Below are 26,080 nucleotides of genomic sequence, written 5' to 3'. Positions count from 1 at the left end.
ATTGAACCACGATCGCGGTGCATTCGGCCGGTAGCGTCGCAGTCATGACCGCTTCGCGATTGAACCTGCAACGTGTCTCGCCCAAGGTGTACCAGGCGATGATCGCCCTGCACGCCGCGGCCGCCGAGAACCTCGACCCGACGCTCGCCGGCCTCATCATGATCCGGGCCTCCCAGCTCAACCACTGTGCGTTCTGCGTCGATATGCACACCCACGACGCCCGGCAGGCCGGCGAGACCGAGCAGCGGATCTACCTGCTGTCGGCGTGGGAGGAGGCCGGCACGGCGTTCACCGAGCGGGAGCAGGCCGCGCTCGCGCTGACCGAGTCCATCACCGAACTGATCGGCCGCGGCCACGTGCCCGACGAGGTGTACGCGCGCGCCGCCGCGGTCTTCTCCGAAACCGAACTCGCGCAGGTGATTTCGATGGCCACCGTGATCAACGCGTGGAACCGGATCGGCGTCACCACCCGGAAGCGGCCCCCGCTCAGGCGCTGACCCCGTTTCCGCCAAAAACCCCCGGTCACCGGCCTGCGCGCGCTTAACTGTGCGTGCGGGGGCGTGTGTGGGCGCGGGGACGGGGAGACGCGATGGGCGGGATCGACGGCGAGTGGGCCACCCAGACCGATGTGCTGGTCATCGGCTCCGGATTCGGCGGCTCGGTGGTCGCGGCCGAACTCGCCGCGGCGGGGGTCTCGGTGTGCGTCGTGGAACGCGGAAAACGCTACCCCCCGGGCAGTTTCCCGCGCGGCGGCAAGGCCACCGCCCGCAACTTCTGGGATCCCAGCGAGGGGCTGCACGGGCTGTTCGACGTGTGGACCTTCGACGGGCTGGAGGCGGTGACGGCCAGCGGGCTGGGCGGCGGATCGCTGATCTACGCCAATGTGCTGCTGCCGGCGCCGGAGTCGTCGTTCCACCAGCCGCACCCCGACGGGTCGGGCGCCACCGAGCACTGGCCGTTCAGCGCCGCCGACCTGGCCCCGCACTACGCCGCGGTGCGGGCCGTGCTCGACCCGCAGCTGTTGCCGGACCCGGAGAACCCGCCGCCCGGCGCGCCCCCGGTGGACGCCGCCTACGGGTTGACCAAGACCACCGCGTTCCTCGGCGCCGGCGCCCGACGCGCGCCGCTGGGCGTCCAATTCCGGGGCGCCGACGGAAACGCCGTCATCGGCGCGCAGGTCCCGGATCCGGGCTACCCCAACGTGTTCGGGGCCATCCCGCGGCGCACCTGCCGGCTGTGCGGCGAATGCGACCTCGGCTGCAACGAGGGCGCCAAGAACAGCATGGACCACACCTACCTGTCCCGGGCGGTGGCCGACAACGCGTCGGTGCACACCCGCGCCGAGGTCACCGCCATCGAAGCGCGCGACGGCGGCGGCTTCGACGTGCGGATCCGGACCTACACCCCGGAGCAGGAGCGGACCGATGACTGGCCGGAACCCCGCGGCTGGTGGCCGCGCCGGAAATCCAAACACACTCCGCCACCGGCGCCCGAACGCGTCATCTTCGCCCGCCGGGTGGTGCTGGCCGCCGGCGCCCTGGGCAGCACCTTTCTGCTACTGCGCAACCGCGACAAACTGAAGCTGACCAACCCCCGGCTGGGATCTCGGTTCTGCGGCAACGGCGACCTGCTCGGATTCATCCTGGGCGCGACCGCCGAACTCACCGGGTGGCGTGGACCGGTGATCACCTCCTACCGGGACTACGGGGACGGCATGCACATCCAGGACGCCGGCTACCCGGAATTCGCGGCCTGGCTGACCGACACCGTCGCCTCGCTACGACGGCTGCCGACCATGGCCCGGGTGATCGTCGGCGAGGGCATCGGGCGGCTGCTGAACCGCTCGGACAGCTCACTGTCGAAGGAGCTCAGCGAACTGCTGGGCCCGGCGCGCACCGCCACCCACGGCCTGCCGGTGCTCGGCATGGGCCCCGACGTCGCCGACGGCAAGCTGTACCTGCGCAAGGGACGGCTGGAGAACACCTGGAACACCGCATCGTCGGCGGCGTACTTCAGCCTGCTGAAGTCCCGGATGGAGGAGCTGGCCGAAGCGCTCGGCGGGCGCCTCACCCTCAACCCGACCTACCACTACCGCCGGGTCATCACCGTGCACCCACTGGGCGGCTGCCCGGCGGACACCCTCACCAAATCGGGTGAGCTGTCCACCCCCGGAGTGGTCGACGGATTCGGGCGGGTGCGCGGAGTGCCCGGGCTGTGGGTGTGCGACGGCGCGGCGTTCCCCGGTCCGATCGGCGCCAACCCGTCGCTGACCATCGCCGCGTTCGCGCACCGGGCCGCCGCCACCATGATCGCCGAGCCGACGCCCACCGACAGTTGGCCGGTGGTGCTGTGAGCAGCCGACTGCGGTTCCGGGAATCGATGCGCGGGTTCTACGCCCCCGGCGCCTCCGACTACGGCGCCGGCGCCGCGCACGGCCGGGCCGACGGCACCCGGCTCGGGTTCGCGGTGACCATCCGCACCGAAAGCGTCCCGGCGACGATCGCCGACCCGAACCGCCGGATGTGGGTCGAGGGCACGATCACCGCCAAGGAGCTCGGGCCCGTCCCGATGCCGATCAGCGACGGGACCTTCGACCTGTTCACCGCCGGGCACAACGGACGCTTCGCGATGCGCTACCGGCTGCCGTTCACCACCGTGGACGGCAGGCCCATGACGTTGCTCGGCCACAAAGACGTCGGCGACGACCGCGGCCCGGACATGTGGCCGGACACCACCACCCTGTTCATCCGGTTGATCGACGGCACGGTCGACTGGTCCGATGAGGCCGGCCCCGAGCACGCCCGCGGCATCCTCACCCTCACCGCGCCGATGTTCGCCGGCCAACTGCTCACCTTCCGGGGCGGGCCGGCGGCGCTGGCCCGATTCGGGTGGTTCTTCTGCCGCCATCTGCTGATCGCCTACCGCGGCCCGTACCCGGAGCGCAACCGATGACCGAAACCACCACCGTCGAATACACCGCCGGCGACGGAATGGTGTTGACACTCAAGCACGTTCGCGGCGCCGGCGGCGCCAAGGGCCCGGTGCTGCTGGTCCCCGGCGCCGGGGTGCGAGCCGAACTGTTCTGCCCACCCGAGCAGCGCACCGTCGTCGACGCGCTGGTCGACGACGGCTGGGACGTCTGGCTGCAGAACTGGCGCTCCAGCATCGACGTGCCGCTGACCGACTGGGACCTGGACCAGGCCGCGGTCTACGACCACCCGCGCGCGGTCGCCGCCGTCCGCGCTCACACCGGCGCCGACACCGTGAAGGCGATCGTGCACTGCCAGGGGTCCAGTAGCTTCATGTTGTCGGCAGCCGCCGGGCTGTTGCCCGATGTGGACGTCATCGTCGCCAACTCGATGGCCCTGCACCCCATCGTGCCGCCCTGGGCGCGGGTCAAACTGCGCTACGTGGTGCCGATCGCCGCGCCGCTGCTGCCGCACCTGGACACCCGCTGGCAGGAGCCGGGCCACCCGGCGCCCAACTGGATCGCCAAGGCGCTGGTGGCCGTGGTGCGCGCCACCCATCGGGAGTGCGAGAACAGCTCCTGCCGGATGGTCAGCTTCACCTACGGCGCCGGGCGCCCGGCGCTGTGGTCGCACGACAACATCTCCGAGGCGACGCACAACTGGCTGCGCAGCGAGTTCGGCGCGGTGCCGATGAGCTTCTTCAAACAGATGGCCCGTTCGGTGCGCCGTGGCCAACTGACGCCCACCGGCCGGTTCGCCGAACTCCCCGTCGACCTGCTGGACGGACCACCGCACACCGACGCCCGGATCGCGCTGCTCACCGGGCGGGACAACCGCTGCTTCCTGCCCGCGAGCCAGCAGCAGACCTACGATTACCTGAACCGGACCCGCCCGGGCGGGCAGCAGTCGCTGACGGTGATCGACGGCTACGGGCACCTCGACATCTTCTTCGCCAGATACGGCGAGCGGGACACCTTCGGATCCGTGCTGGAGCTGCTCAACGCCTGACCGTCTGGCCGCGGGCCGGCGGCGAATCGGCCAGCACCCCGGCGCCGACGGCGGCGGCCAGCTCCAGCCGGTCGGCGACCCCGAGTTTGGTGCAGGACCGGTAGATGTGGCCCTCGACGGTGCGCACCGAGACACACAACCGCTCGGCGATCGCCTTGTTGCTCAGCCCCTCGGCCACCAGCACCGCGATGCCGCGCTCCCGGCCGGTCAGCGGCAGCGGTGTCAGCGCGCGTTCCAGCGCCGGGGTGGACGGCGAGCCGCAGGCCCGGGCCCAGGTCCGCGCCGAAGACCGGGCGATCAGCTCTGCGGCGCCGGATCCGGCGGCGGCGAACCGGACCGCGGCCTGGGCGGCGGCGTCGGCCGCCGTCGGCAGCATGCCGTGGGCGGCGAAGGCGTCGGCCACCTCGGCCAGCCCAGCGGCGTCGGCGGTGGCCAGCGCCCGGGCGTGCCGGGCCACCAGCGGGGCCAGCACGCCCTGGGTGCGGCCGCAGACCCGCTGGGCGCGGTCGGCGATCCGGCCGTCGCCCATCCGGACGGCGTCGCCGATGGCGAACACCGCCACCCCGAGCTGGCCGCTGTCCTCGGCGGTGACGACGGCCCGGCGGGCCTCGGCGATCGCGGCGGGCAGGTCCCGGCCCGCGGCCAGCGTCCAGGCCCGGGCCAGACACAACTCGGGGGCGTACATCGCCGACCGGGTGCCGAAGGCGGCTTCGGCGCGGGCCAGCGCCGCGGCGGCGCCGCGTTGGTCGCCGCGCTGCCCCAGCACCCGGGCCTGCAGCATCAGCGCCAGCGGCCCCCAGGAGTAGCCGGTGTCGTTGAGCGCCACCGCGCTCTGGAGCAGCAGCGCCGACGCCTCGTCGAACGCGCCGCGCGCCACCAGCACATGGGCCAGCAGCACATCCCCGATGGCCCGGCCCGGCTGCTGGATGCCGGCGAACTCCAGGGCGCGCCGGGCCAGCGCCTCCGCGCCGGCGCTGTCGGCGTCCAGCAGCGCCGCCGTGGTCTGCCCCATCCCGATGGTGAACCGCAGCAATCCCGGCGGCAAGGTCTGCAGACCCCGTTCGGCCAGCGCCGGCACCGATTCGATGCGGCCCAGCCGGGCGTCGCACAGCGCGGCGGTGGCCGAGGCCCACGCGATGGCCAGCGGGCCCGCGATGTGCGAGTCCAGCACGCCCTCCGCGATGCGGAGGCTCTTCTCGATCTCCCCGGCGTTCAGCGCGAACGTCGCCGACAGCGCGTCGAGCACGTCCCGGCCGGCCGGGTCGGTGACCTTGCCGCGGACATCGGCGAGCAGTTCGCGGGCCTTCTCCGACTCACCGCGCATCCAGAACTGGTTGGCGGTCTTGGGCAGCGCCCACACCACCAGGTCGCTTTCGCTCAGGGTGTCCACGTCGACGACCGAGAGCACCGCGTCGGCCTCCGCGCCGCGGCCCTGCCAGGCCAGCGAGTGCGACAGCGGCAGCCGGGCGTACAGGTGGTCCTTGGCGGCCAGCGCGCCGTCGGCCAATTGCTCCCCCAGCAGCAGGTCGCCCAGCCGCATGGCCTCCCAGGACGCCGAGATCAGCTCGTCGGCGCCCAGCGGGGTGTCGGTGTCCAGCGACAGCGCCGCCACCCGCAGCCGGTCGCTGACGTGGTCGGGGCCGCGACCGGCGATCTGGGCGACCAGTTCGGAGGCCAGCCGTCGGCCGCCGAGGACGCCCAGATCGGCCCGGACGCACTCGGTGTAGATGGGGTGTCGCGCCTGGGCCACCGTGTCGGCGCCACGCACCGTGACGGTGACCGCGCCCGCGGATTCCGCGCGTTCCACCGCGTCCGCGCCGACCAGCTCGGACAGGTCGCGCACCGACAGCGGCTCGTCGATGGCCAGGTAGCGCATCACCTGCATCGCGTCCGGGTCCAGCAGGGCCAGTTGGCGGCGGATCAGGGTGGCCAATTCCCGGGACAGCGGCGTCTCGCCGCGCAGCTGCCACACGCCGTGCGCGCAGCGCAGCGCCTCGGTGCGCAGCGCCTCGTCGACCAGGTGGCGCAGGAACAGCGGGTTGCCGCCGCTGATCGCGTACAGCTGGTCGGCGGTGGCGGTCTCCAGCGGGCCCTCGAGCACCGAGCTGACCAGTTCCGCCGATTCGGCCGCGGTCAGCGGCTCCACCTCGACCCGGACCAGCAGTTGGTCCTTCCACAGCGCGGTGACCGCGTCCGGGGCGTCGACGCCGTCGCGCAGGGTCAGCACCACCCGGACCCGGGTGTGCAGCATCAGCTGGTGCAGCAGGGTGGCCGACAGCTCGTCGAGGTGCTGGGCGTCGTCAACGACGATCATGGTGCGCGCCTCGTCCACGCCTTCGCACAGCGCCAGCCGCGCGGCGTGCAGCAGGGTGGCCGACTCGGCGGCCGGCGCCAGATCCAGCAGGTGGCTGAAGGCGCCGAACGGGATGTGGCTGGCCGAGGCGGTGGCGCCCACCCACCGGATGACGGCCCGCGGGTCGGCTTCGGCGCACCGGGCCGCCAGCGCCCGGGCCACGAAGGTCTTGCCGACACCGGACGCGCCGGCCAGCGCCATGCCCCGATTTCCGGGGGCGCAGACCACCGCGTCGATCCGTTCCCACAGCGACGATCGCGGTGCGGTGTGCCAGCGCAGATCGATCACCTATCCAAGGGTAAAGCGCCTATCGCTCGTAGGTGCCGTAAATGGTGGCCCGGGCGATTGCGTTGCTGAACAGGTTGAAGCCCAGGAACGCCGGCGACGCGTCCTCGGGGATGTCCAACCGCTCCACGCCGACGGCGTGCACGGCCACGATGTAGCGGTGCGGGCCGTGCCCGGGCGGCGGTCCCGCGCCCAGGAAGCGCCGCAGTCCGGCGTCGTTGCGCAGCGTCAGCGCGTCCCCGGGCAGCTCGCTGCCGTCGCCCACCCCGGCGGGCAGATCGGTGACGGTGCCGGGCAGGTTGCACACCGCCCAGTGCCAGAAGCCGGAGACCGTCGGGGCGTCCGGGTCGTAGACGGTGACGGCGAAGCTGCGGGTCTCCTCCGGGAAGCCCGACCAGCTCAATTGCGGGGACTCGTCTTCGCCGCCGGCCCCGAAGATCCCGCTGACCTGCGGGTTGCTCCACGGTTGCCCGTCGGTGAAGGACGCGCTGGTCAGGGTGAAGCTCGGCAGCTCGGGCAGGAAGTCGTAGGGGTTGTACGGAAAAGCCACGGGCATATCCCTTTCTGGTGTCAGCAGTTCTGCAGGAATTCGGTCAGCACCTCGGCGCCGAAGATCAGCGAGTCCACCGGGACCCGCTCGTCGACGCCGTGGAACAGCGCCGCGAAGTCCAGTTCCGGCGGCAGCCGCAACGGGGTGAACCCGAAGCAGCGGATCCCCAGCCGGGCGAAATGCTTGGCGTCGGTTCCGCCGGACAGCATGAAGGGCACGATGCGCGAGCCCGGGTCGACCGTGAGCAGCGCGGAGTTCATCGCATCCACCAGGTCCCCGTCGAAAGTCGTTTCGTAGGAGGGCAATTCGGTGATCCACTCGCGCTCCACGTCCGGGCCCAGGATCTCGTCGACCTCGCGTTCGAAGGCCGCCGTGCGACCGGGCAGCACGCGGCAGTCGACGACGGCCTCGGCGGTGGCGGGGATGACGTTGGCCTTGTAGCCGGCCGCCAGCATGGTCGGGTTGGCGGTGTCGCGCAGCGTGGCGCCGACGATCCGGCCGATCGGGCCGAGCTTGGCCACCGCGGTGTCCAGGTCCGGTGACTCCAGGTCGATCGCGTGCCCGGTCTCCTCGGCGACCGCGGACAGGAACGCGCCCACGGTGTCGGTGAGCACCAGCGGGAAGCGGTGCCGGCCCAGGCGTCCGACGGCGGCGGCGAGGATGGTCACCGCGTTGTCCTCGTGCACGAAGGAGCCGTGCCCGGCCCGCGCCCGGGCGGTCAACCGCATCCAGCGCATACCCTTCTCGGCGGTCTCGATGAGGTAGAGGCGGGCCTCGGAGCCGTCGGCGCGCGGCAGGGTCAGCGAGAAGCCGCCGACCTCGCCGACGGCTTCGGTGACGCCGTCGAACAGGTCCGGGCGGTTCTCCACCAGCCACCCGCAGCCGTACGCGCCGCCGGCCTCCTCGTCGGCGACGAACGCGAACACCAGGTCCCGCGGCGGCACGATGCGCTCGCGTTTGAAGTGCCGGGCGACCGCGATCATCATCCCGACCATGTTCTTCATATCGATGGCGCCGCGGCCCCAGACGTAGTCGTCGACGACGGCCCCGGAGAACGGGTGCACGCTCCAGTCGGCGGCTTCGGCGGGCACCACGTCGAGGTGGCCGTGCACCAGCAGCGCACCCCGATTCGGGTCCGCGCCGGGCAGCCGGGCGAACACGTTGCCGCGGCCTGGGGCGCCGGATTCGACGTAGGTGGTCTCGTACCCCGCCTCGCGCAGCTGCTCGGCGACCCAGAGCGCGCATTCGGCCTCACCCGCGGTGGTCGCGGGGTCGCCGGTGTTGGTGGTGTCGAACCTGATCAGCGCGCTGACGAGATCGACGACCTCGTCGGCGGGCCGCAGGGATGGGGTCACAGGTCTTTCCTACCACGGTGATTCGCGACGCGCGGCGGTAGCGGGTTTGGGTATCGGCCCGGGCATCCGATAGCCTTAGCTGCCCGCCTAGGCGGGCGATGTCCGAGTGGCGGAATGGCAGACGCGCTAGCTTGAGGTGCTAGTGCCCTATTAACGGGCGTGGGGGTTCAAGTCCCCCCTCGGACACGTCCGGCGACACGACTTAAGTCGGCAGTCGCCGTGACTCGCTGAAGATGCGGGTCGTAGTCGAGGCGCAGGCCCAGGCTTGCGTATACCTGAGCGCGTTCCGCCCCGGTTGCCTCACCAAGCACTGCTGACAGCCCGCCCAATTCCTCAACCAACTCGCTGATTTGTGCGGCAGTCATGACGCGAGGTCGCTCCGCTTGCTCAAGACGGACCTTCAGCTCGTCGCGCTCGGCGGTGCGGCGGCGCAATGCAACAGTCAAATCCTCAACGGCCACACCAGACTCCACGGCGGTAACCAGAGCAGCAACCTTCGCATTCGCCTCGCTGAGCTGGCGCCGCAAGGCCGCGTAGCCAGCCCCTGCTACCGGGTCCGCGTCTTGCCCGCGTGCCAAGTCGGCCGGATCGGCCAGGGTGGCGATCCATTCGTCAAGTCGCGCAGTCACCTCATCTTCACGGAGGTAGACGGTGCGCGGGTGATCACTCAGGTCCGCGGGTACCGAACGCGACTTACCGAGCTCACAACGGTAGAGGATGCGTGTTGTTCGCTTCCCGGCGCGGGCAGCGCCCTGCATCCGCCGTCCACATGCGGCACAGAACAGCAGCCCACGCAGTGCATATGGCACTGTTGACTCTCTGCTGCAAACAAGACCGGGACCCCGCCGCGCCTGCATCCGAAGACGAACAGCCTGCGCTAGTTCGTCACGGATCAGCGCTTCATGCGTGCGGCGTTCTGGTGCGATCCAGTCGGCCTCATCACGCCACCGCATACGAGTCTCATACCCCGCAGCGACATCATCGGGGTTGACCAGAACCTCGTATTTCTCCTGCTTGCCCCAAACACGGATACCGCGGTACGCCGGGTTGTCGAGTATCGCGCGGATCGCCGAATGGGACCATCCTCGTGGGTCACGATGCCGATTCCGTGCCGGGTCGTACTGGCTCGGTGACGGTACACCATCGTCGGTGAGCCGTTGCGCGATATAGCGCAGGCCCGCTCCGTCGGCGTACATGCGGTAGATCCGCTCGACGACCGAAGATGTCGCGGGGTCGGGTTCGAGGCGGTGAAGCCGCTGCCCAAGATTGGCCTTGGCAGGGTTTGGATGCGGGCCGGCATCGACGAGCCGGTAACCGTAGGGTGGTCGACCACCGAGATATCTGGCGGTGTCGTGCGCGAGTGCTGACATCGCCGTACGGACGCGCATCTGGATTCGAGCGCGCTCTCCCTTGCTCATGCCGCCGAACAGAGTCATCACCAGGTCGTGTGCCTCGGAGCCGGGATCGACCGCTCCGCCGACCTCGGGTACCCACAGGCCAACTCCGTAGTGCGTGAGGACAGGGAAGGTGAGCGCGAACTGCGGCCCGTAGAACGCACGGGCGGGTTCCCCAATCACTACGGCATCAAAGCTACGGTCCCGACAAGCGACATCAGCAAGCAGACGTGACGCCTCTGGCCTGCGCTTCCACGGCAGTGAACGGCTCTGTCCCACATCGAAGTAGTCGGCGGCGATGAATCCGCCGTGCGGAGTGATCAGGTCCATGGCACGCCGCTTCTGCCAGCTGCGGCTCGCCTCCGGGTCTTGAGCGTCCTCCGTGCTCACTCGGCCATAGAAGGCGAACCTCAGGCTCACGCCACTCCCCTCCCTGATCCAAGCATCCGGTCCCGCACAGCCATTATCACGTGTACCAGCGCGCGGTTGGCCTCGGACGGAAGTCGATATTGGTTGGGCACAACAATTTCAACACCCCCCTCTGACACCGTCGGCGCATCGGGACGAGCGTCACACCCGGAGCGAGCACGTGCTGCTCGGGACCTGTCAGCCATCGCTTCCCCCTGGCGGATCCCATTGTTGATTGCGGGCTTGGCCACGGACTTCGATCAGTCCGATGCGGCGGGTGTGGATGTGTTGGACGGCCGCGGAGTAGATGAGGGTCCGGTCGCCGAGGCTGGTGGGGCCGGCACGATCGAATTCCCATGCCACCAGATCATCGCCATCGGTGGAGTCGAGGCCGAGATCATGTTGGTGCGCAGTGCTTTTTAAACGTTGTTCACGGGTCCAGGCCGCGCGACGTTCGCGCAGCGCGGTCATCGTGGTGGAATAGCGGCGGGATTTGCTGGTGATGTGGCCCCGGTAGCCCAGGGTGTGCAGCCACCGACCGACACCGGCCAGTCCCTTATCGGCGAGTTGGCTGATGGCGGTCAGGATCGCCCGAACGTGGTCGCAGACATCGAGGTCAGCGATGGCCTCGGTGGAGATGCGTCGCGCGCTGATCCCGACGTCAGCTAAGGATTTGGTGACGTATTTCGCGAGGTAGCGAGCTACGCGGCGGCCTGGAAGAACCCCGCCGTGTGGTGAATCCTCCTGCACAGCAGAGCCGTCCGTGCCGGCGTGCCGGTTGTCGATGGGTTGGGTGTCGACTTGTGTGCCGAACCTGATCACCCGTGTCGCTGTATTTGAGGATGAGTCGGTGACCGTCACGGCCACGGTTCGAACGGCCTGTTGGATGATGGTGGCCAGTTCGGTTGCCGCAAGGGGCGCATGCCAGTCATGACCGCCAGAGTCATCGCTGTCGGGCGGGTCGAGGCGGATCAGGGCATGAATGTGCGGGATGAGCCGGGCTTGCAGTTCGACGACTTTGATGAAGCTGACCTGCACCGCATCCGGGTCGGCGCCCGAAGCACGTAGCTCTCGGCGCAGTGTGCGTCGCAGGGTGATGGTGAAGCGTCGCCACAGTTCGGGCAGGTGCCATGTGAACAGGACATGCCCGGTGTAGTCGTAGCAGTCCGCGCAGATCGGCTGTCCCGCATAGATATCACCTTCGCCGTGGGTTGTGCTGCACCACAGTGGTTTTCCATGCGGGCATCGGCGGTAGCCGCCAGTGTGGTGGTGGTCGCGACACACACGCTGCTTCTTGTCGCCTGCACGCGCGGCGGCGTGAACAGGCCCGTAGCTAGGTGCGGTGAGGGTGACGAACACCTGCGGACGATCGGCCACTGCTGCGGGGATGTTGTGGTGGCCGCCGGCGGTGCCAGCGTGCACGAGCTGCCACGTGTCGCGGGCGTACAGGTCTGAGCACGATGGGCATACCTGTGCGCGGCGGTTGTTGCACCGTGTCCACACCACCCGATCGCGGCCTATCTCGTCGGTACCTCTGAGTTGGATGGGGTGGGCGCAGAAGCCAACAGATTCCGCGCGCCGCCACCACGATTCGAACCCCGTCGAGGACGCGCGGCGCACCATCTGATCCACCACCGCATTGGTGTCGATCGAGCCGGGAACCCCGGGCAACACCAGCGTGGGGGCTGTCGTTGCAGTAGTCACCGTTGACCCCGGGCGGTGTCGGTGCGCCCGCTGTTGGACTGGTTGGTTCGGGTCGCGGCACGAGGTGGCCGGAATCGTGCTGCCAGAGTGGCGATGTCGTGGTCGGCGACGTGAAATGCCCGTACCCGCACCGGTTGGGCCGTGCCATCGATCATCATGTAGCCCACACCGGGAGTGGTGTCGGGGATGTGATCGCAGTCGGCCCCCGCGTCGCGGGCGCCCTGGCCCAAAACCATGGTGGTTTGGGTGGCTTCGGTCAACCGCAACCCGATTCGCACGGTAAACAGCTGCCGCACCGGCAGGGTGTCTTTGGCCGGATCTTGCACCGCTGCCACCACCGAAATGCCGACGGCCCGGCCTTGGGAGAGCAGCAGGCCCAACAGCTGTTCAATTTCGCTGCGCACCTTGCGGTCGGTCACATACGCAGTCAGCGCGGCGATCTCATCGATCACCACCACGAATAACGGCTCAGTCGGAGTCGGGGTGTGCATGCGCGTCTTGCCCCGTAACCGATTGGCGCGGGCGTGCATCACCTCCACTAGTTGCCGCAGCAGGTACAGGGTGGTGCCAGTGGCGTCGTGGGTGAACACCGTGAACATGGGTGCTCCGGCGCCCAGTTCCATGCCGCCTTTCGGGTCGATGACGCAGAGCCGCACTTGTCCGGTTTTCACGGCGGGGGCGAGGCCAGCGATCAGTGACCACAACACTGAACCTTTCCCCGCGCCGGTCGCGCCAGCCACGAGCAGGTGGTGGCCAAGCAGAGGTAGGTGCCACCAGTGGCGGGTTTCGGTGATCCCGACCCGCACCGACCCCACATCCACCGCAGTCGCCGTCGTGGGCATGGGCAGGGCAATCGGGTCGGCCAGCACGTCGCCGCGCATCAGGGTGATGCGTAGCTCTCCGGGCGCGGTCGCGCGGATGGCGATCCGGTCGGCACGCCAGGCGGCGGCTAGCGCCTCGGATTGCTTGTGCCAATCAGCCAGGGAGTGGCCGGTGACCACTCGCAGCGCCAGGACGTCGGTCGTCTTGCCGATGCGCACCGACTGCAAGGTCGGCACCAAGGTGCGTTCGCCAAGTGTGGCGGTCAGGCCGTGCAGGGTGCACACCGATTGCCAGGTGCGGGTGTAGCGCGACCAGGTCAACCAGCGCCGCCGCACCGGCTCGGTGACCCATCCGTGAAACGATCGCGGGTCCAGCCACGCCCAGCCCGCATACGCGGCAGCGAAAGCAATACCGATGATCAGACCCGCGCGTGAGCCATGGGTAATGGCCATCGCCACGCTGGCGATGATCGGGATGCTGATGGCCGGGAACAGGACCGCCCACCACAGCAGATACCCGGCCGCTTTGAACAGTGAGAGGATGAGGTCGGTGATCCAGTCGTCGTCGTTGGATTGAGAGTTCTTGCTGTTTTTGTAGTTTGATGCCATGACAGGCGTCCCTCTGGTGAGTGAATGGTCGATAGCAGCTCACGTGCTGGGGCGCGACACCCACGAGCGCCGCGCCCCAGCAAATGGGGTTATTTCTGCGCGCGGGACGCTTGATCGCTCGGCGCAGCCGCGGGGTTGGTGGGGGTGATGGCGTCGGCACGGAACGCCACGCCGCTGCGATCACCTTGAGCCCAAGGGATAGCAACCAGACCCGCGACTGAAACAGGTTGGGTGACTGTCACTTTCGGATCCCCGGCGACGGTGACGTTGAGCACTTCACCACCGGTGTCATCCAACGCCAACAGCTGCGCGGCATACAGTGGCACGCCGGTGGCGGTGTCCACTTTTGGGCTGCCGGTCTCGAAGTTCAGCCGCGGCTCGGCCGCTCGGGTGACGATGAACCGTGTGCCTGATGTGTCGATTCTTAAACGCATTGTCCCGCTGTTCCTTTCGTGATCTGTTTGCGCCCGTTGCGGCGCTGGGCTCAGTTCACGTGGACATCGCGGACGTAGCGAGGGACGTTGGCAGGCATTGCCGACACTGCCGCAGACATTTCGGACACGACAGGGACATGCCCGTGGGCATCGGACGGGCATCACCGCCGCGGGGCGGCGGCAGTCGCATGGCAAACTAGGAACCACGCGCTGAGGATGGACAGGGATGACACGGAAAGATGTGCGCTGAGACGACGGGCGATCAGGACGGCGACGCCGAGGCCGCCACGATCCCCAACGATCGCCTCACCCAACGGCTGCACGCCAAGGGACTCTCCCCACAGAGGTTCGCCACTGCGGTGGGCGTGGATATCAAGACGGTGCGCCGCTGGCTGGCCAACATCGACTACAACGTCCGCGAGGACAACGCCCGCCGCGCCGCTAAGCTGCTTGGCTGCACACCGCACAACCTGTGGCCCAACCAGTATCCTGCCCCTACCGCGAGCGCGCTGGCGACGACGTCGCTGGGTGGTCCGTTCACCGCGACGCTGTATGCCAGCCGCACCCAGCTGCCGATCACGACGTGGCAGCAGCATTTCGGCGACGCCACCACCGGCATCGACATCCTCGTCCTGGCGGCCACGTTCCTGTTTGACACCCTCGACGGCTTCCTCGACATTCTGCTCGACGCCGCCGCCCGCGGTGTGGCGGTGCGGTTTCTCGTCGGGGATCCTGACACTGCCACCACGATCCTGCGCGGCAAGGAGGAAGGCATCGGCGAGGCCGTCATCGCCCGCTGCCGCACGTCCGTGGAGTTGCTCGCCCCGCATGCCGATACCCCGGGGCTGGATATCCGCACCCACGACACCACGCTCTACACGTCGATCTTCCGGGTCGACGACGCCATGATCGTCAACTTCCACATCTACGGCTCACCCGGGCGCAACAACCCCGTGCTTGTGCTGTCGCGCCACCACGAACCACGGCTCTGGGCCACCCTCGAAGACGCTTTCACCCAGGTCTGGGATCGCGCCAGACCGCTCAGCGCGAAAGGCTGAACCCTATGCGAACCGACTACTACAACGACCCCAACGCCCCGCTGCCCAACAGCGTCGTTCCGTCAGCCTCGGCCATCGTCACCGACGAACAGGGTCGTATCCTGCTGATCAAACGCCGCGACAACACCCTGTGGGCGCTACCCGGCGGCGGACACGACATCGGCGAAACGATTGCCGACACCGCCGTCCGGGAAGTCAAAGAGGAAACCGGGCTCGACATTGAAGTCACCGGCCTTGTCGGTGTCTACACCAACCCGCAGCATGTCGTCGCGTTCACCGATGGCGAAGTCCGCCAACAGTTCTCTCTGTCCTTCACCACCAAGGTTCTCGGCGGTACCCTGGCCATCGATCACGAAAGCACCGACATCGCCTGGACCGATCCCGACGACATCCCCAATCTGGACATGCACCCGTCGATGCGACTGCGCATCGAGCACTACCTGCAACACCGCGACAGCCCCTACCTCGGCTAACCGGCTGGGTTTACAGCCAATCGCGTACCCGTCGGACCGCCGCCAACAGTTCGTCGCGCCCCGCGTCGACCGCGCGGTGCACCGGGTCCTCGGGTCCATAGCGGCCCAACACCTCGATCAATCGATCTCGCGGTGATACCGGCGCCCCGTCCGGCCCGGTCGTCAGATCGCAAAAGGTCAACACATCCAGAACATCGCTGGGCGGATCGCTGAACGCCGCTAAACCTGACAAGCCGCGCTCGGCAGCTTCCGCGTGCGCCCCAGTATGGAACGCCACCAGGGAGGCGACCAGCTCCCGAAAACCCGCCGCCCGGGCAAACTCTGCGCCATCGAGCGGATGAAACCCGGTCCGGCGCAACGACGGTGCGTAGCCGATATCGTGCAGCCACGCCGCTGCCACCAAAGAGTCCGCTGTCTGGGCATCGAACCGCCGACTCAGCCGCTCGGCAGTCGTCGCGACACCCCGCACATGCGCCAACCGCCGCAGCTGCCCCACCAGTCGCGTCTCGGCCTCTCGCCGTGCACGCTGCGCCAGCATCCCGCTCACAACCGCCATCCTACGAGTCCCATCGCCATGGCGCAGACCCGCAACTGATGCTCAGCGGAGCCCGGGCCGCCATAGCCCGCGAGGAACCGGCGGCTACCTGCGGGCTTCGCTACACTCCCTCTGCTCCCGTCCGCTGGCGCTCCCGTCCGCGCCGCTCGCTACGCTTCGCCCTCCGTCCGCCGCCACACAAGCTTGCACACGACGACGAGCGCTGTACATCTCAACGGCCACGGCATCCTGGCACCACGACAAGCCAGGACTGTCCTCGCTCCTCGCCGCATCGAGACGCCGCGGGCAGCAGGCGCGACCAACGCCCGCCTGACCGCCGCTGGCCTGCGATGTGAGAACTTTCTTTACTGCTATCAAGTCGATGGCGGCACGTTGCCACCAGCTCGACACCGCAGCCGCCCGACTCGAACGCCACGTCGACACCATCACCGCCACCGCCGCACCCGAGCTACAGCGTCGGGCCCGACACCGCTGCCACGCTGCTGACCGCCCTCGGCGACAACCCCGCTCGGATCGGCAGCGACGCCGCTTTCGCCAAACTCTGCGGGGTCAGCCCACTGGAAGCCTCCAGCGGCAAAACGATCCGCCACCGGCTCAATTGGGGAGGCAATCGCGACGCCAACCGTGCCCTGCACGTCATCCTGGTGGTGCGCATGCGCCGTCACCAGCCCACCCGCGACTACTTCGTTCACCGCCTGGCCGAAGGCAAAACCAAGAACGGAATCATGCGCTGCATCAAGCGTACATCGCCCGCGAGATCTACCACGCCCTCCGCCAACCCAGCAGAAGAACCAACGAACTCATTGCCTGAAGAACTCATTGCCTGAAGATAGGAGCATCTGGTATCAACTCCCGAAGGGCACCCGATCCGCAATGTCCACCCATTTCGTGGCGATATGGCACCTCTGTAGATGCCATCAATCCTCCCAGGTGAGTAATGTGCAGGTGGCTAATCGTTCAGGGTCATAGGGAACGCGAGATGATTTCCTTCATCACCTCATTTGTGCCGGCGTAGATTTTCTGCACGCGCTGGTCCACCCACAATCTCGAGATGGGGTACTCGGTCATGTACCCATATCCGCCGTGGAGCTGCAAACAGTCATCGAGCACCTTCATCGCTCGCTCAGTGGTCCACCATTTCGCCATGGCGACGGTCTGGACGTCGAGTTGGCCCGCGAGGTGTAGGTCGATGCAGTAGTCCAAAAATACTCGTGCGATGCGCGTTTCGGTTGCAGCTTCGGCCAAGATGAATTTCGTGTTCTGGAAGCCGAAGACGGGCCGTCCGAACGCTTCCCGCTCACGGGTGTATTTGAGTGTCTGCTCCACGGCAAGTTCCATCGCCGCGACCGCCCCAACCGCGACGATGAGCCGCTCTTGAGGTAGCTGCGTCATCAGCTGAATGAAACCCTGACCCTCGGTCTCGCCCAGGAGGTGCGAGCGGGGCACTCTTACGTCGTCGAAGAACAACTCGGAGGTGTCTTGTCCGCGTTGGCCGATTTTGTCGAGGACCTTGCCGCGCCGGAATCCGGGTCGATCGGCTTCGGCGACGATCAGCGAGATGCCGGCGGCGCCCTGACTTGGATCTGTCTTGGCGACGACGATGATCAGGTCGGCTTGCTGACCGTTGGTGATGAAGGTCTTTGCGCCGGTGATCACGTACTCGTCACCGTCAAGAATTGCTTTGGTCTTGACACTCTGCAGATCAGAACCGGTCCCTGGCTCCGTCATGGCGATAGCACCGATCATTTCGCCTGAGGCCATCTTGGGCAGCCACTGCCTCCGTAGTTCTTCGGCCGCATACTGGAGGATGTAGTGCGCGACGATTCCGCTGTGCAGCCCTGCGCCCCATGAGCTGTCCCCGACTCGGGCTTGCTCTTCGAGTACGACGGCTTCGTGCGCGAATGTGCCGCCTCCCCCGCCGTATTCTTCGGGTATGGACATGCAGAGCAGGCCTAGTTCGCCGGCTTTGTGCCACAATTCTCGGTCAACTTGGTGCTGGTCTGCGAAACGTTGCGCATGTGGGGCCAATTCGGTCGAGAAGAACTTCGCGGCAAGGTCACGAAGCTCGAGCAATTCGGCGCTCATCCAGGGAGAAATTGATGCTGTCACAGGATTCCCTCTCGGCTGTTCAATATCAATGGGTTTGATTTCTTAGGACGTTTCGATCTGATACTCGCCGGCGGAGTGACGCGCGCGTATGGCCTTCTTGTCGTATTTCCCGACGCTTGTTCGGGGAATCTCAGACACGAAGCTCCACCGCTCCGGGATCCACCACTTGGCGACCTTGTCCAACAGAAACGCGCGCAGTCGGTCGATGTCGACCTCGGCTCCACGGTGAACCACGACCAGGGCGAGCGGTCTTTCCTGCCATTTGTCGTCGGGAACTGCCACCACCGCAGCCTCGTAGATCGCCGGGTGACCAATCAGCGTGTTTTCCAGCTCGACTGAGGAGATCCATTCTCCACCTGACTTGATGACGTCCTTCGCACGATCGGTCAGCGTGAGATACCCGTCCGGGTCGATCCGGCCGACGTCGCCGGTGCGCAGCCACCCTCCGTCGAACTTGTCCGGATCATCGTCGCCGAAGTAGGCGCCGGTGATCCACGGGCCTCGCGCCTGTATTTCACCCGCTGATCGACCGTCCCACGGCACTGTCTTCTTGTGGTCGTCACGCAACCGGATCTCGACACCGCACATCGGCCGACCCTGGCTTTCGCGCATCTCCCACGCACGGGTCTCGCCTACTCCGTGCGCTGCGCGTGCGACGGTAGCCAGCGGCGAGGTTTCGGTCATGCCCCATGCCTGCACGATAGGCACGTTGTACTTGTCTTCGAATGCCCGCATCAGCGAGACGGGGACTGCCGATCCCCCGCAGGCAACCAGCCGAAGTGAGGAGATGTCCCGGGCGGGATTCGATTCCAGGTATCGATCGACATCGTTCCAGATCGTCGGCACTGCACCGGCGATAGTCGGCTGAGTCTCTTCGATGATCGACACCAGCGGCGCGGCTTGCAGATGGCGATCGGGTAATACCAAGTCCGCACCAGACATCAACGCCGCGTAGATCAGTCCCCACGCATTGGCGTGAAACATCGGGACAATGGCCAGGATACGGTCGGCCTCGCTCACTGCCAGGGCGTTCGACGTGCAGGCGGTCAGTGCATGTAGGTAGGTCGAACGGTGGCTGTAGACAACACCTTTGGGATTTCCAGTAGTCCCGCTGGTGTAGCACATGGCCGCGGCGGAACGCTCATCGATCTCGGGCCAATCGAAAGTCTCCGGTTGCTGCGCCAGGATCTCCTCGTAACGCAACACCGTCTTCCCGCATCGCTGCAGCGGAGCGAGGTCGCCGCCCCCGGTGGCGATGACCGTATGCACCGACTCCATCGCTGGTAGCGCACTAGCCAACAATGGCGCAACCGACGCATCCACCAGGATGATCTGATCGCTGGCATGGTTGGCGATGTACGCGAGTTGCTCTGGAGCCAAACGAATGTTGAGGGTGTGCAGCACCGCGCCCATGGAGGGAACCGCGCAGTAGGCCTCGAGATGTTCTTGGTTACTCCACTGAAAAGTGGCCACCCGTTGATCTGCCGTTATTCCGAGCCCGCGCAACGCATTGGCAAGTCGGCCCGCTCGCCCCAGGACGCTACGGTAGGACATACTTCGGTATCCAATTCCGTCGGGGGTGATCACCTCGCTGTTTCCGTGAATGGAGGCGGCATGGCGGACAATTGCCGAGATTGTGAGCTGGACGTCTTGCATCGTGCTGTGCATTACGCATCGGCCCTTCAGGCGAACAGGTCTGGATGGCGACTCGCATCGCCTATGAGCGTCCCGTAGTGGGTTCTGAGCGCTTGCAGGATCTCTGCCAGCGGTAGATCGTCGAAGGCGCCTCGATCCCTCAGATATTCCATGTGTTGTGTGCCGTCACCGGCGAACCCGTGCAGCAGGGCGTCTGTGCGCCCGTCGAAATCAATTGGCGGGACGCCGAACCGTGCGCATAGCTCGCGATTGAACGCCGGAGTTGCCTTGACCCAGACACCGCAGAGATGCATGAGGCTGTATCCGTGGTAGACGAAGACGTCGGTACCGCCCATCCGCTCACGCAATGTCTCGGTCTGAAGGTGGTTTCGGACATCGGCGAACCCCAGCCGCGCTGGGATGCCTGCTGCTCGGCAGGCCGCCGTCAAGAGCACCGCCTTCGGGACGCAGTAAGCGCGGTCTGCAGTTGCGATGGTGCTGGCGCGATACGCATGCGGGTCATCGGTCACGGTGTAGGGGTCATACCAAATCGAGTCGCGGACCGCAGTGAAGATGGCTATGGCCTTCGTGGTGTCGTCGACCGCGCCGCGGGTCGCCGATGCAACGAAGTCGCGTACCGATTCATGTTGCCAATCGAGGAACTCCGTGGGCTCCAGGTAAGGCGAGTTCTCACCGCTCATCGGTGCCGCAACGTCACAGGCAGTCCGTCCACGGGAATGGGCAGCGAGGTGTTGTCCCAACGCACGTGATAGTCGTTTGGGACCGTCCAAGTGTAGGTACGCAACATCTGGTGCAGGATTGCCTTCACCTCGAGTGTGCCGAACTGCATCCCAATGCATTTGTGCGCCCCCCCGCCGAACGGCACCCAGGCGAATCGGTGCTGTTGGTCCTCGCGCCGGGGCTCATCGAAGCGCGACGGATCGAAACGGTCCGGGTCGCTCCATATTCTGCGGTCGAAGTGATTTACGGCGGGTGTGATTGCGCACAAGGTTTCACGGGGGATGTGATAGCCGTCGATGGCGACATCGCGGACGGTCTTGCGCATCACCAGCGGAACGGGCGCCAGCAGACGCAGAGCTTCTTTGAGGATCAGATCGAGGACCGTCATCCGCTCCAGTTCGTCGATATCTGGCGAATCGTGACCGAAGGACCGCGCCTCCGCCGCTGCCTTCTCCTGCCACTCAGGATGTTTAGCGAGGAAGTAGGTGACAGCAGTGGTGGTGATCGTGGAGGTGTCATGGGCGGCCATCATGAGAAAGATCATGTGGTTGATCACATCCTCGTCGGAGAACCGTTCACCGTCTTGTGTGGTCGCCTGGCAGAGGGCGGCGAATAGATCGTCGGTCTCGCCTGCACGCGCGGCCGGCAGGTGTCGGGAGAAGTAGTCCTCCAACACGCGCCGCCCATGCACGCCGGCGCGGAACCTGGTGCCCGGGAGTGGAACTCGCACAAAGGAACTCGCCGCGCGAACAGTGGACACGAACGCCTCGTTGACAGCAGCGCTCTCGTCCTTGCCGCGGCCACCCATGAAGACATCCGTGGCAATATCGAGGGTGAGATTCTTCAACAACGGGTAGATCCGGACCGACGGACCGGTCGGCCACGCGGGCACGGCTGCGCGAACGCACGGGGCCACCTGCCCGACATATCCGGTCAGGCGAGGACGCGTGAACGCCTCCTGCATGATGCGCCGGTGCATCAAATGTTCGTCGAAGCTCATGAGCATCAACCCGCGATGGAAGAAAGCATCGATCAGGAAGGACCAGCCATCTTGAGAAAAGGCCTTGGCTTCGCTTGTGAACGCCTCACGCGTTGCGTCTGGACCGGCGATGACCACCATTTTGGTACCGAATGCGCCCATCCACGACACCGAGCCCAAACGTTCGTAACGCTCCCGACTGAATTCTGAACCAAATCGGATGTAGTCGACAGTGTGCCCCAGCAACGGGAGTCCAGCGTCCCCTAGGACGGCTCTCAGCCCAGATCCGGCGGGGGCCGGCGCAAGTTCCCGGACTCTCCAGTCCCGACTCCACTGTCGCCATTTGTCATCGACGACGCGGGGGGCGGGCGCCAACAGGACAGACGTCAACCGCTCCTTGGGGTGACGCGTGATTGCGAGAAGCTGATTAGCCACGATGCCTCCTGGGCGCTCTGCTGCACGGGTATCTGGTAATAGTTTACATAGATGTGCTGAATGTCAATATTCGAACAGTTAACAGTGAAATGTTAGACACCGCCTGCGACCCGGATCATCTGCGCAGCCTCGCGCGGTTCTCACTCGGGCCGTCTAACTGAAGGCGTTCAACGTGCCTGAATAGATAATCGTGACTGCGTGGTTTGCGGGTGAGGATCCGGTAGGCAAATGTAGGCCCAGGCCAGTTCGTCGGGATCGCGCCACTCGAGGTCGTGTACCAGCTCGCGCAAAGCGCCCACACCGACCTTCGCAGCCGCCGGCTCAATCGTGTGTTGTAGCTTTGCTCGATGTCTGGCCTGACGTCGACCGTACGCCCTGGGTCACTCGCCAAAATCTTGATGAGGGCACCGACATAGCGGACCTGAGACTCGATCATGTAAATGATCGACCCGGAACCGACATTCGTGTTCGGGCCATAGAGGAGAAAGAGATTCGGGAACATCGGGACTGTAATGCCCAGGTATGCGTGCGCCTGCGTCCCCCACACCTCGTCCAGAGTCACTCCGCCCCAGCCGCGAACACGCATCGGGGCGAGGAAGTCGGTAGCGCGGAAACCTGTTCCGTAAATGACGACATCCGCGCGATGGAGTACGCCATCGTCGGTCACGACTCCCTTGTCGCAAAGCTTCGCAACCGCGTTGGTCACCAACGAGACTTCACCGTTGGCAATCGCGGGGTAGTAATCATTCGAGAACAACACCCGCTTGCACCCCGGCGCATCTGATGGCGTGAGTTGCCGGCGCAGCATTGGATCGGCAACCTGCCGATGGAGGTGGTAGCGGGCGACCGCGCCGAGAATGCGTGACAAGGGCTTCGCGTCGACCAACGTCACTGCGAGCACTTCAAAAATCAGCCATACCGCGAAACGCTCAAGACGCAGCCACAGCGGCAGAACCTTAATCAGCTGTTGGTGAAGACGTCCGTACCTGCTGTCCCACTTCGGCAAAATCCAAGGCGCCGTGCGCTGATACAGCGTTACGCGCTGTGCCTCGTGTGCGATCCGTGGCACAAACTGTATCGCGCTTGCGCCTGTCCCGATGACGGCTACTTCCTTGCCGCGCAGCGATACCGAATGGTCCCAACGCGCCGAATGAAAACGCGGCCCCTCGAAGGTGTCTTCGCCGGCAATATTCGGCGTATGAGGTCGCGAGAGCTGCCCCACGGCCGAAATCACGACATCGCACCAGATCGTCTCGCTGGATCCGGTCACCAAACGCCAACGGCCGGCCTGTTCATCGAAGGTCATCTCGACGACTTCGGTCCGCGTGCGCAAATGCAGGTCCATTCCGTCGGCCAGGACGAGTCGGCGAAGATATTGGAGTATCTCGGGCTGTTCTGCATAACGTCTCGACCAACGAGTGTTGGGCTTGTCCGAGAGTGAGTACAACGCTGACGGCACGTCGCAAGCCGCTCCTGGATAGGTGTTGTCGCGCCAGACGCCGCCGATGTCTGCAGCCTTTTCCACCATGGTGAAGTTGGTGAATCCGTCCCTCTTCAGCTGATGGGCCATGGCGATACCCGCGACGCCGGCCCCGATGATCACTATCGACGGATCGTGTCCTCGAGGATCCCTCGCAAAGCCGCCTGTCATGAGACAGCTAAGAAGCAGTTGATGGCGCGGTGGCAGTGGAGCATCCACGGTCCCAACACTTTCACCGGTGGGCCGAAGCTTTCAGGAAGTTTCCAGCGCGGTGGATCGCCTCACGAGCCTCGGGCAGGATTCGGAACATGGCTTGGAACACGTGGATCTGTCCCCGGTACACCTGTATCTCAACGCTTGATCCGGCCGATCGGAGGCGGTCGGCAAGATGCCTCGAGTCATCGATCAACATTTCTCTTCCGCCTACCTGAATCAGGATCGGTGGCATGGACCTGAGGTCTGCGTCGAGCACGCTGATTCGCTCATTGCGGTGATCTGCACCAGCCACGTACAGGTCAAGAGCGCGGGCCGCGGACCGAGCAGAGGCGAAAGGATCACGGCGGCGAAGTTCGCGTGCCCTCGCGAGTTCACATGTCAGATCCAGGACCGGAGACATGAGAAGCATCGAATCCGGCAGCGGCAGTCCGTCACTACGTGCGCCAAGGGCGGTGGCCATCGTGAGCTGGCCGCCCGCCGAGTCCCCGGCCACCGCAACACCGCGTTCGCCGGAAGCCGAAGGCTGCCCTGTGACGAGCCAGCGGTATGCGTTCAGTGCATCGTCGGCGGCAGCGGGAAAGGGATAGCGTGGAGCTAGCCGATACCTCACCGCAAAGATGGGCCGACCGCTCGCGGAGGCAAGTTCACCGAGCAGGCCGCGGTGGGTAGCCGGTGAGCACATGGAGTAGGCGCCGCCATGAATGTAGAGCAACGGAACCGCGTGTGGATCGACTGCAGGAGAAGTGATCCAATCCCCGCGTATCTGATTCCCGGCGAACTCGGTATCTATTGTGCGAACCGCCACGCTTCGGCGGGGCCGCGATCCCACAAGCGCCATCCGGAGTACGCGATCCATCACCGCGAGGCCGTGGGCGCTCGACGGGATGAGTTGCGACAGCGGACGCAGTGTGTTTCGCGAAGTCATTGCCACGAAATGACTTGCAAGACTGGGGCGCCGGTCCGCCGCATCAGTGTTGGTCACCGTGCGCCAACGGATTCTGCGCGACGTTCAAATCGGTAATCGGAGAGCCGGAAGGTGCGGCTACGCCAGTAAGTCTCCAGGGTAGTTGACGGACGCAACGGAACATCGCCGTGTTTGTCGAAATAGTAACTGTTGGCATTGGAACAGCTCGGCTGCCAGAAAACCTGTCGATGTCGGCGGCTAACCATGTCACCGAAGTAGCGATCGTTCGCCTGCTGTCTGACCTCTACGTAATCAGCCTTCAGCGTGCGCGCACGACGAAGACAGCGGACGATATGCCGACTTTGCGCCTCGATGAGTGTGAAGTACGAGGAGCCGTTGTAACCATAGGGACCGAAGATATTGAAGTGATTCGGGAACCCTGGGACGCTCACACCCTCGAAGGCTTGGAGGCGGTGCTCATCCCACCAGGCAGACTGCTCCACTCCACCGCGTCCCTTCAGCACATAAGTCGGCATATTGCCCGACTCCATCACTTTGAACCCGGTGGCCAAGACCATGACATCGATCGGATAACTCTTGCCATCTTCAGTGTGAACCGAGGCATGGTCGACATGGGTGATGCCGCTGGTCTCGAGCGAAACATTGCGACGGTTGTACGTTGCGAGATAGGAATTGTGGAAACTCGGTCGCTTACAACCCAACGAATAGCGAGGAATGAGTTGGTCTCGAGTCACCGGATCGTCGACCGCCCGACGCATATAGCGTTTCGCCGCCTCTTCCATGAGGTCCGACACAGGGATCAACGAGTGAAAATGAGCTGCGATGGGAAATGTGAACTCGACGAACGCCTGACTCGCAGTGCGCGTCATCAGTTGTGCCCCTGGCACCAACCGCATCACTGTCGCGGCCCAGCTCGGTATGGAGAAATCCGGCTTCGGCAAGCAGTAAATCGGCGTTCGCTGGAAGACCGTCAGACTTGATGCGATCTTCGCGACTTCGGGAATCAGCTGCACCGCAGATGCCCCAGTCCCGATCACCGCCACCCGCTTACCGGTGAGATCTTTCGTATGGTCCCATCTGGCCGTATGCAGCGTCACGCCGGCGAAGTCGCGCACTCCTGGAATATCAGGCCACTTCGGCCGACTGAGAACGCCAGAGCAATTTATCACAAAACGCGCGGTCAGATTCTGACCAGAGGAGCAGCTCAGCCGCCATAGTGCGGCGCCTTCGTCGAAACAGGCTTCGTCCACAGTCGTGTTGAACCGGATGTAATTTTGGAGTCCGTATTTTTCTACACACCGCTCTGCATAAGCCTTCAACTCATCCCCGTGAGCGTAAGTACGTGACCAGGATGTTCGCATCTCATAAGAGAACTGGTAACTATAGGACGGAATATCGACCGCTATTCCCGGATACGTATTCCAGTGCCATGTACCGCCGACGCCATCGGCGTCATCGACTATAAGAAAGTCCGCAAATCCGGCCTTCAACAGGCTGATCGCTGTACCAATCCCAGAAAACCCGGCTCCGACTATTACAATTTCGTAGTGCTGCCCAGACTCAGAACCCATTACTTCCTCACG

Annotated in this window: 22 protein-coding genes and 1 tRNA gene; 8 read left to right on the top strand and 15 right to left on the bottom strand. The window is 65.6% G+C overall.

Annotation, left to right across the window (positions count from 1 at the left end; all coding sequences use genetic code 11):
* The first annotated feature begins 44 nt into the window (after positions 1 to 44).
* The 4 genes from L2Z93_RS07630 (at position 45) to L2Z93_RS07615 (ending at position 3,977) form a co-directional block, all read left to right on the top strand.
* Positions 45 to 497 carry a carboxymuconolactone decarboxylase family protein gene (locus tag L2Z93_RS07630; RefSeq protein WP_090587994.1) on the top strand — a complete coding sequence of 151 codons (453 nt, stop codon included), beginning with the start codon at positions 45 to 47 and terminating at the stop codon, positions 495 to 497.
* 92 nt (positions 498 to 589) lie between these two features.
* Positions 590 to 2,353 carry a GMC oxidoreductase gene (locus tag L2Z93_RS07625; protein WP_090587999.1) on the top strand — a complete coding sequence of 588 codons (1,764 nt, stop codon included), beginning with the start codon at positions 590 to 592 and terminating at the stop codon, positions 2,351 to 2,353.
* Positions 2,350 to 2,952 (top strand): hypothetical protein, encoded by a 603-nt coding sequence (locus L2Z93_RS07620; RefSeq protein ID WP_090588002.1) that lies wholly within the window; start codon positions 2,350 to 2,352, stop codon positions 2,950 to 2,952. The genes L2Z93_RS07625 and L2Z93_RS07620 overlap by 4 nt, the downstream gene beginning before the upstream one ends.
* Positions 2,949 to 3,977, top strand: a complete 1,029-nt coding sequence (locus tag L2Z93_RS07615) for an alpha/beta fold hydrolase (protein ID WP_090588006.1) — start codon at positions 2,949 to 2,951, stop codon at positions 3,975 to 3,977. Before L2Z93_RS07620 ends, L2Z93_RS07615 begins: the two co-directional genes overlap by 4 nt.
* Here L2Z93_RS07615 and L2Z93_RS07610 read toward each other — a convergent pair.
* The 3 genes from L2Z93_RS07610 to L2Z93_RS07600 are packed head-to-tail and all read right to left on the bottom strand — an operon-like array spanning position 3,967 to position 8,508.
* On the bottom strand, positions 3,967 to 6,618 hold the full coding sequence (locus tag L2Z93_RS07610; protein WP_234786073.1) for a helix-turn-helix transcriptional regulator: 2,652 nt from the start codon (positions 6,616 to 6,618) through the stop codon (positions 3,967 to 3,969). The genes L2Z93_RS07615 and L2Z93_RS07610 overlap by 11 nt on opposite strands.
* Before the next feature lie 19 nt (positions 6,619 to 6,637).
* Positions 6,638 to 7,165, bottom strand: coding sequence for a YbhB/YbcL family Raf kinase inhibitor-like protein (locus tag L2Z93_RS07605; RefSeq protein WP_090588021.1), 528 nt, complete (start codon positions 7,163 to 7,165; stop codon positions 6,638 to 6,640).
* Between the two features lie 20 nt (positions 7,166 to 7,185).
* Entirely contained in the window at positions 7,186 to 8,508 is a 1,323-nt protein-coding gene (locus L2Z93_RS07600) for a M20/M25/M40 family metallo-hydrolase (protein ID WP_090588024.1), read from the bottom strand.
* 112 nt (positions 8,509 to 8,620) lie between these two features.
* On the opposite strand from L2Z93_RS07600, the gene L2Z93_RS07595 reads away from it, so the two are divergent.
* A tRNA-Leu gene (locus L2Z93_RS07595) sits at positions 8,621 to 8,706 on the top strand.
* Here the strand turns inward: L2Z93_RS07595 and L2Z93_RS07590 are convergent.
* The 4 genes from L2Z93_RS07590 to L2Z93_RS07575 form a co-directional block, all read right to left on the bottom strand.
* On the bottom strand, positions 8,688 to 10,334 hold the full coding sequence (locus tag L2Z93_RS07590; RefSeq protein WP_012394803.1) for a recombinase family protein: 1,647 nt from the start codon (positions 10,332 to 10,334) through the stop codon (positions 8,688 to 8,690). The genes L2Z93_RS07595 and L2Z93_RS07590 overlap by 19 nt on opposite strands.
* A 186-nt stretch (positions 10,335 to 10,520) precedes the next feature.
* A complete protein-coding gene (locus L2Z93_RS07585; protein ID WP_012394804.1) occupies positions 10,521 to 12,026 on the bottom strand; it encodes a replication initiator in 1,506 nt (501 codons plus the stop codon).
* Positions 12,023 to 13,456 (bottom strand): FtsK/SpoIIIE domain-containing protein, encoded by a 1,434-nt coding sequence (locus L2Z93_RS07580; protein ID WP_012394805.1) that lies wholly within the window; start codon positions 13,454 to 13,456, stop codon positions 12,023 to 12,025. The genes L2Z93_RS07585 and L2Z93_RS07580 overlap by 4 nt, the downstream gene beginning before the upstream one ends.
* A gap of 89 nt (positions 13,457 to 13,545) precedes the next feature.
* Positions 13,546 to 13,890, bottom strand: a complete 345-nt coding sequence (locus L2Z93_RS07575; protein ID WP_011893911.1) for an SCO3933 family regulatory protein — start codon at positions 13,888 to 13,890, stop codon at positions 13,546 to 13,548.
* 239 nt (positions 13,891 to 14,129) lie between these two features.
* On the opposite strand from L2Z93_RS07575, the gene L2Z93_RS07570 reads away from it, so the two are divergent.
* Together L2Z93_RS07570 and L2Z93_RS07565 are read left to right on the top strand one after the other, a co-directional pair.
* Positions 14,130 to 14,948, top strand: coding sequence for a hypothetical protein (locus L2Z93_RS07570; protein WP_012394806.1), 819 nt, complete (start codon positions 14,130 to 14,132; stop codon positions 14,946 to 14,948).
* A gap of 5 nt (positions 14,949 to 14,953) precedes the next feature.
* Positions 14,954 to 15,421, top strand: a complete 468-nt coding sequence (locus L2Z93_RS07565) for an NUDIX hydrolase (RefSeq protein WP_012394807.1) — start codon at positions 14,954 to 14,956, stop codon at positions 15,419 to 15,421.
* 10 nt (positions 15,422 to 15,431) lie between these two features.
* On the opposite strand, the gene L2Z93_RS07560 is transcribed toward L2Z93_RS07565, so the two are convergent.
* A complete protein-coding gene (locus L2Z93_RS07560; protein ID WP_012394808.1) occupies positions 15,432 to 15,968 on the bottom strand; it encodes an HD domain-containing protein in 537 nt (178 codons plus the stop codon).
* A gap of 356 nt (positions 15,969 to 16,324) precedes the next feature.
* Here L2Z93_RS07560 and L2Z93_RS07555 point away from each other — a divergent pair, with 356 nt between their 5' ends.
* A complete protein-coding gene (locus L2Z93_RS07555; protein ID WP_308214500.1) occupies positions 16,325 to 16,804 on the top strand; it encodes a transposase in 480 nt (159 codons plus the stop codon).
* A 136-nt stretch (positions 16,805 to 16,940) separates the two neighbouring features.
* Here L2Z93_RS07555 and L2Z93_RS07550 read toward each other — a convergent pair whose 3' ends face one another.
* From L2Z93_RS07550 to L2Z93_RS07520, 7 genes are all read right to left on the bottom strand, one after another.
* Positions 16,941 to 18,062: an acyl-CoA dehydrogenase family protein gene (locus L2Z93_RS07550; protein ID WP_016889182.1), complete on the bottom strand. Its 1,122-nt coding sequence runs from the start codon at positions 18,060 to 18,062 to the stop codon at positions 16,941 to 16,943.
* A gap of 66 nt (positions 18,063 to 18,128) precedes the next feature.
* On the bottom strand, positions 18,129 to 19,754 hold the full coding sequence (locus L2Z93_RS07545; protein WP_016889183.1) for a fatty acid--CoA ligase: 1,626 nt from the start codon (positions 19,752 to 19,754) through the stop codon (positions 18,129 to 18,131).
* A 14-nt stretch (positions 19,755 to 19,768) separates the two neighbouring features.
* The gene (locus tag L2Z93_RS07540; RefSeq protein ID WP_012394811.1) at positions 19,769 to 20,422 is read right to left on the bottom strand and encodes a transglutaminase-like domain-containing protein; all 654 of its coding nucleotides are present in this window, start codon (positions 20,420 to 20,422) and stop codon (positions 19,769 to 19,771) included.
* Positions 20,419 to 21,876 (bottom strand): cytochrome P450, encoded by a 1,458-nt coding sequence (locus tag L2Z93_RS07535; protein WP_090588009.1) that lies wholly within the window; start codon positions 21,874 to 21,876, stop codon positions 20,419 to 20,421. Before L2Z93_RS07535 ends, L2Z93_RS07540 begins: the two co-directional genes overlap by 4 nt.
* Positions 21,877 to 21,991: 115 nt before the next feature.
* Positions 21,992 to 23,527 (bottom strand): flavin-containing monooxygenase, encoded by a 1,536-nt coding sequence (locus L2Z93_RS07530; protein WP_012394813.1) that lies wholly within the window; start codon positions 23,525 to 23,527, stop codon positions 21,992 to 21,994.
* 61 nt (positions 23,528 to 23,588) lie between these two features.
* A complete protein-coding gene (locus L2Z93_RS07525; protein WP_012394814.1) occupies positions 23,589 to 24,554 on the bottom strand; it encodes an alpha/beta hydrolase in 966 nt (321 codons plus the stop codon).
* Positions 24,551 to 26,068, bottom strand: coding sequence for a flavin-containing monooxygenase (locus tag L2Z93_RS07520; RefSeq protein ID WP_012394815.1), 1,518 nt, complete (start codon positions 26,066 to 26,068; stop codon positions 24,551 to 24,553). The genes L2Z93_RS07525 and L2Z93_RS07520 overlap by 4 nt, the downstream gene beginning before the upstream one ends.
* Positions 26,069 to 26,080: the final 12 nt, after the last annotated feature.

This window comes from Mycolicibacterium brumae, from assembly GCF_025215495.1.
GTDB classification, from domain to species: domain Bacteria; phylum Actinomycetota; class Actinomycetes; order Mycobacteriales; family Mycobacteriaceae; genus Mycobacterium; species Mycobacterium brumae.
Note: the sequence above shows the minus strand (reverse complement) of the source record. Positions and strands in the feature narration are given on the sequence as shown.

Coding starts and splice junctions, on each gene's coding strand:
- L2Z93_RS07630 (WP_090587994.1), top strand. CDS start 45: ATGACCGCTTCGCGATTGAACCTGCAACGTGTCTCGCCCAAGGTGTAC.
- L2Z93_RS07625 (WP_090587999.1), top strand. CDS start 590: ATGGGCGGGATCGACGGCGAGTGGGCCACCCAGACCGATGTGCTGGTC.
- L2Z93_RS07615 (WP_090588006.1), top strand. CDS start 2,949: ATGACCGAAACCACCACCGTCGAATACACCGCCGGCGACGGAATGGTG.
- L2Z93_RS07580 (WP_012394805.1), bottom strand. CDS start 13,456: ATGGCATCAAACTACAAAAACAGCAAGAACTCTCAATCCAACGACGAC.
- L2Z93_RS07575 (WP_011893911.1), bottom strand. CDS start 13,890: ATGCGTTTAAGAATCGACACATCAGGCACACGGTTCATCGTCACCCGA.
- L2Z93_RS07570 (WP_012394806.1), top strand. CDS start 14,130: ATGTGCGCTGAGACGACGGGCGATCAGGACGGCGACGCCGAGGCCGCC.
- L2Z93_RS07565 (WP_012394807.1), top strand. CDS start 14,954: ATGCGAACCGACTACTACAACGACCCCAACGCCCCGCTGCCCAACAGC.
- L2Z93_RS07550 (WP_016889182.1), bottom strand. CDS start 18,062: ATGAGCGCCGAATTGCTCGAGCTTCGTGACCTTGCCGCGAAGTTCTTC.
- L2Z93_RS07545 (WP_016889183.1), bottom strand. CDS start 19,754: ATGCACAGCACGATGCAAGACGTCCAGCTCACAATCTCGGCAATTGTC.
- L2Z93_RS07540 (WP_012394811.1), bottom strand. CDS start 20,422: ATGAGCGGTGAGAACTCGCCTTACCTGGAGCCCACGGAGTTCCTCGAT.
- L2Z93_RS07530 (WP_012394813.1), bottom strand. CDS start 23,527: ATGACAGGCGGCTTTGCGAGGGATCCTCGAGGACACGATCCGTCGATA.
- L2Z93_RS07520 (WP_012394815.1), bottom strand. CDS start 26,068: ATGGGTTCTGAGTCTGGGCAGCACTACGAAATTGTAATAGTCGGAGCC.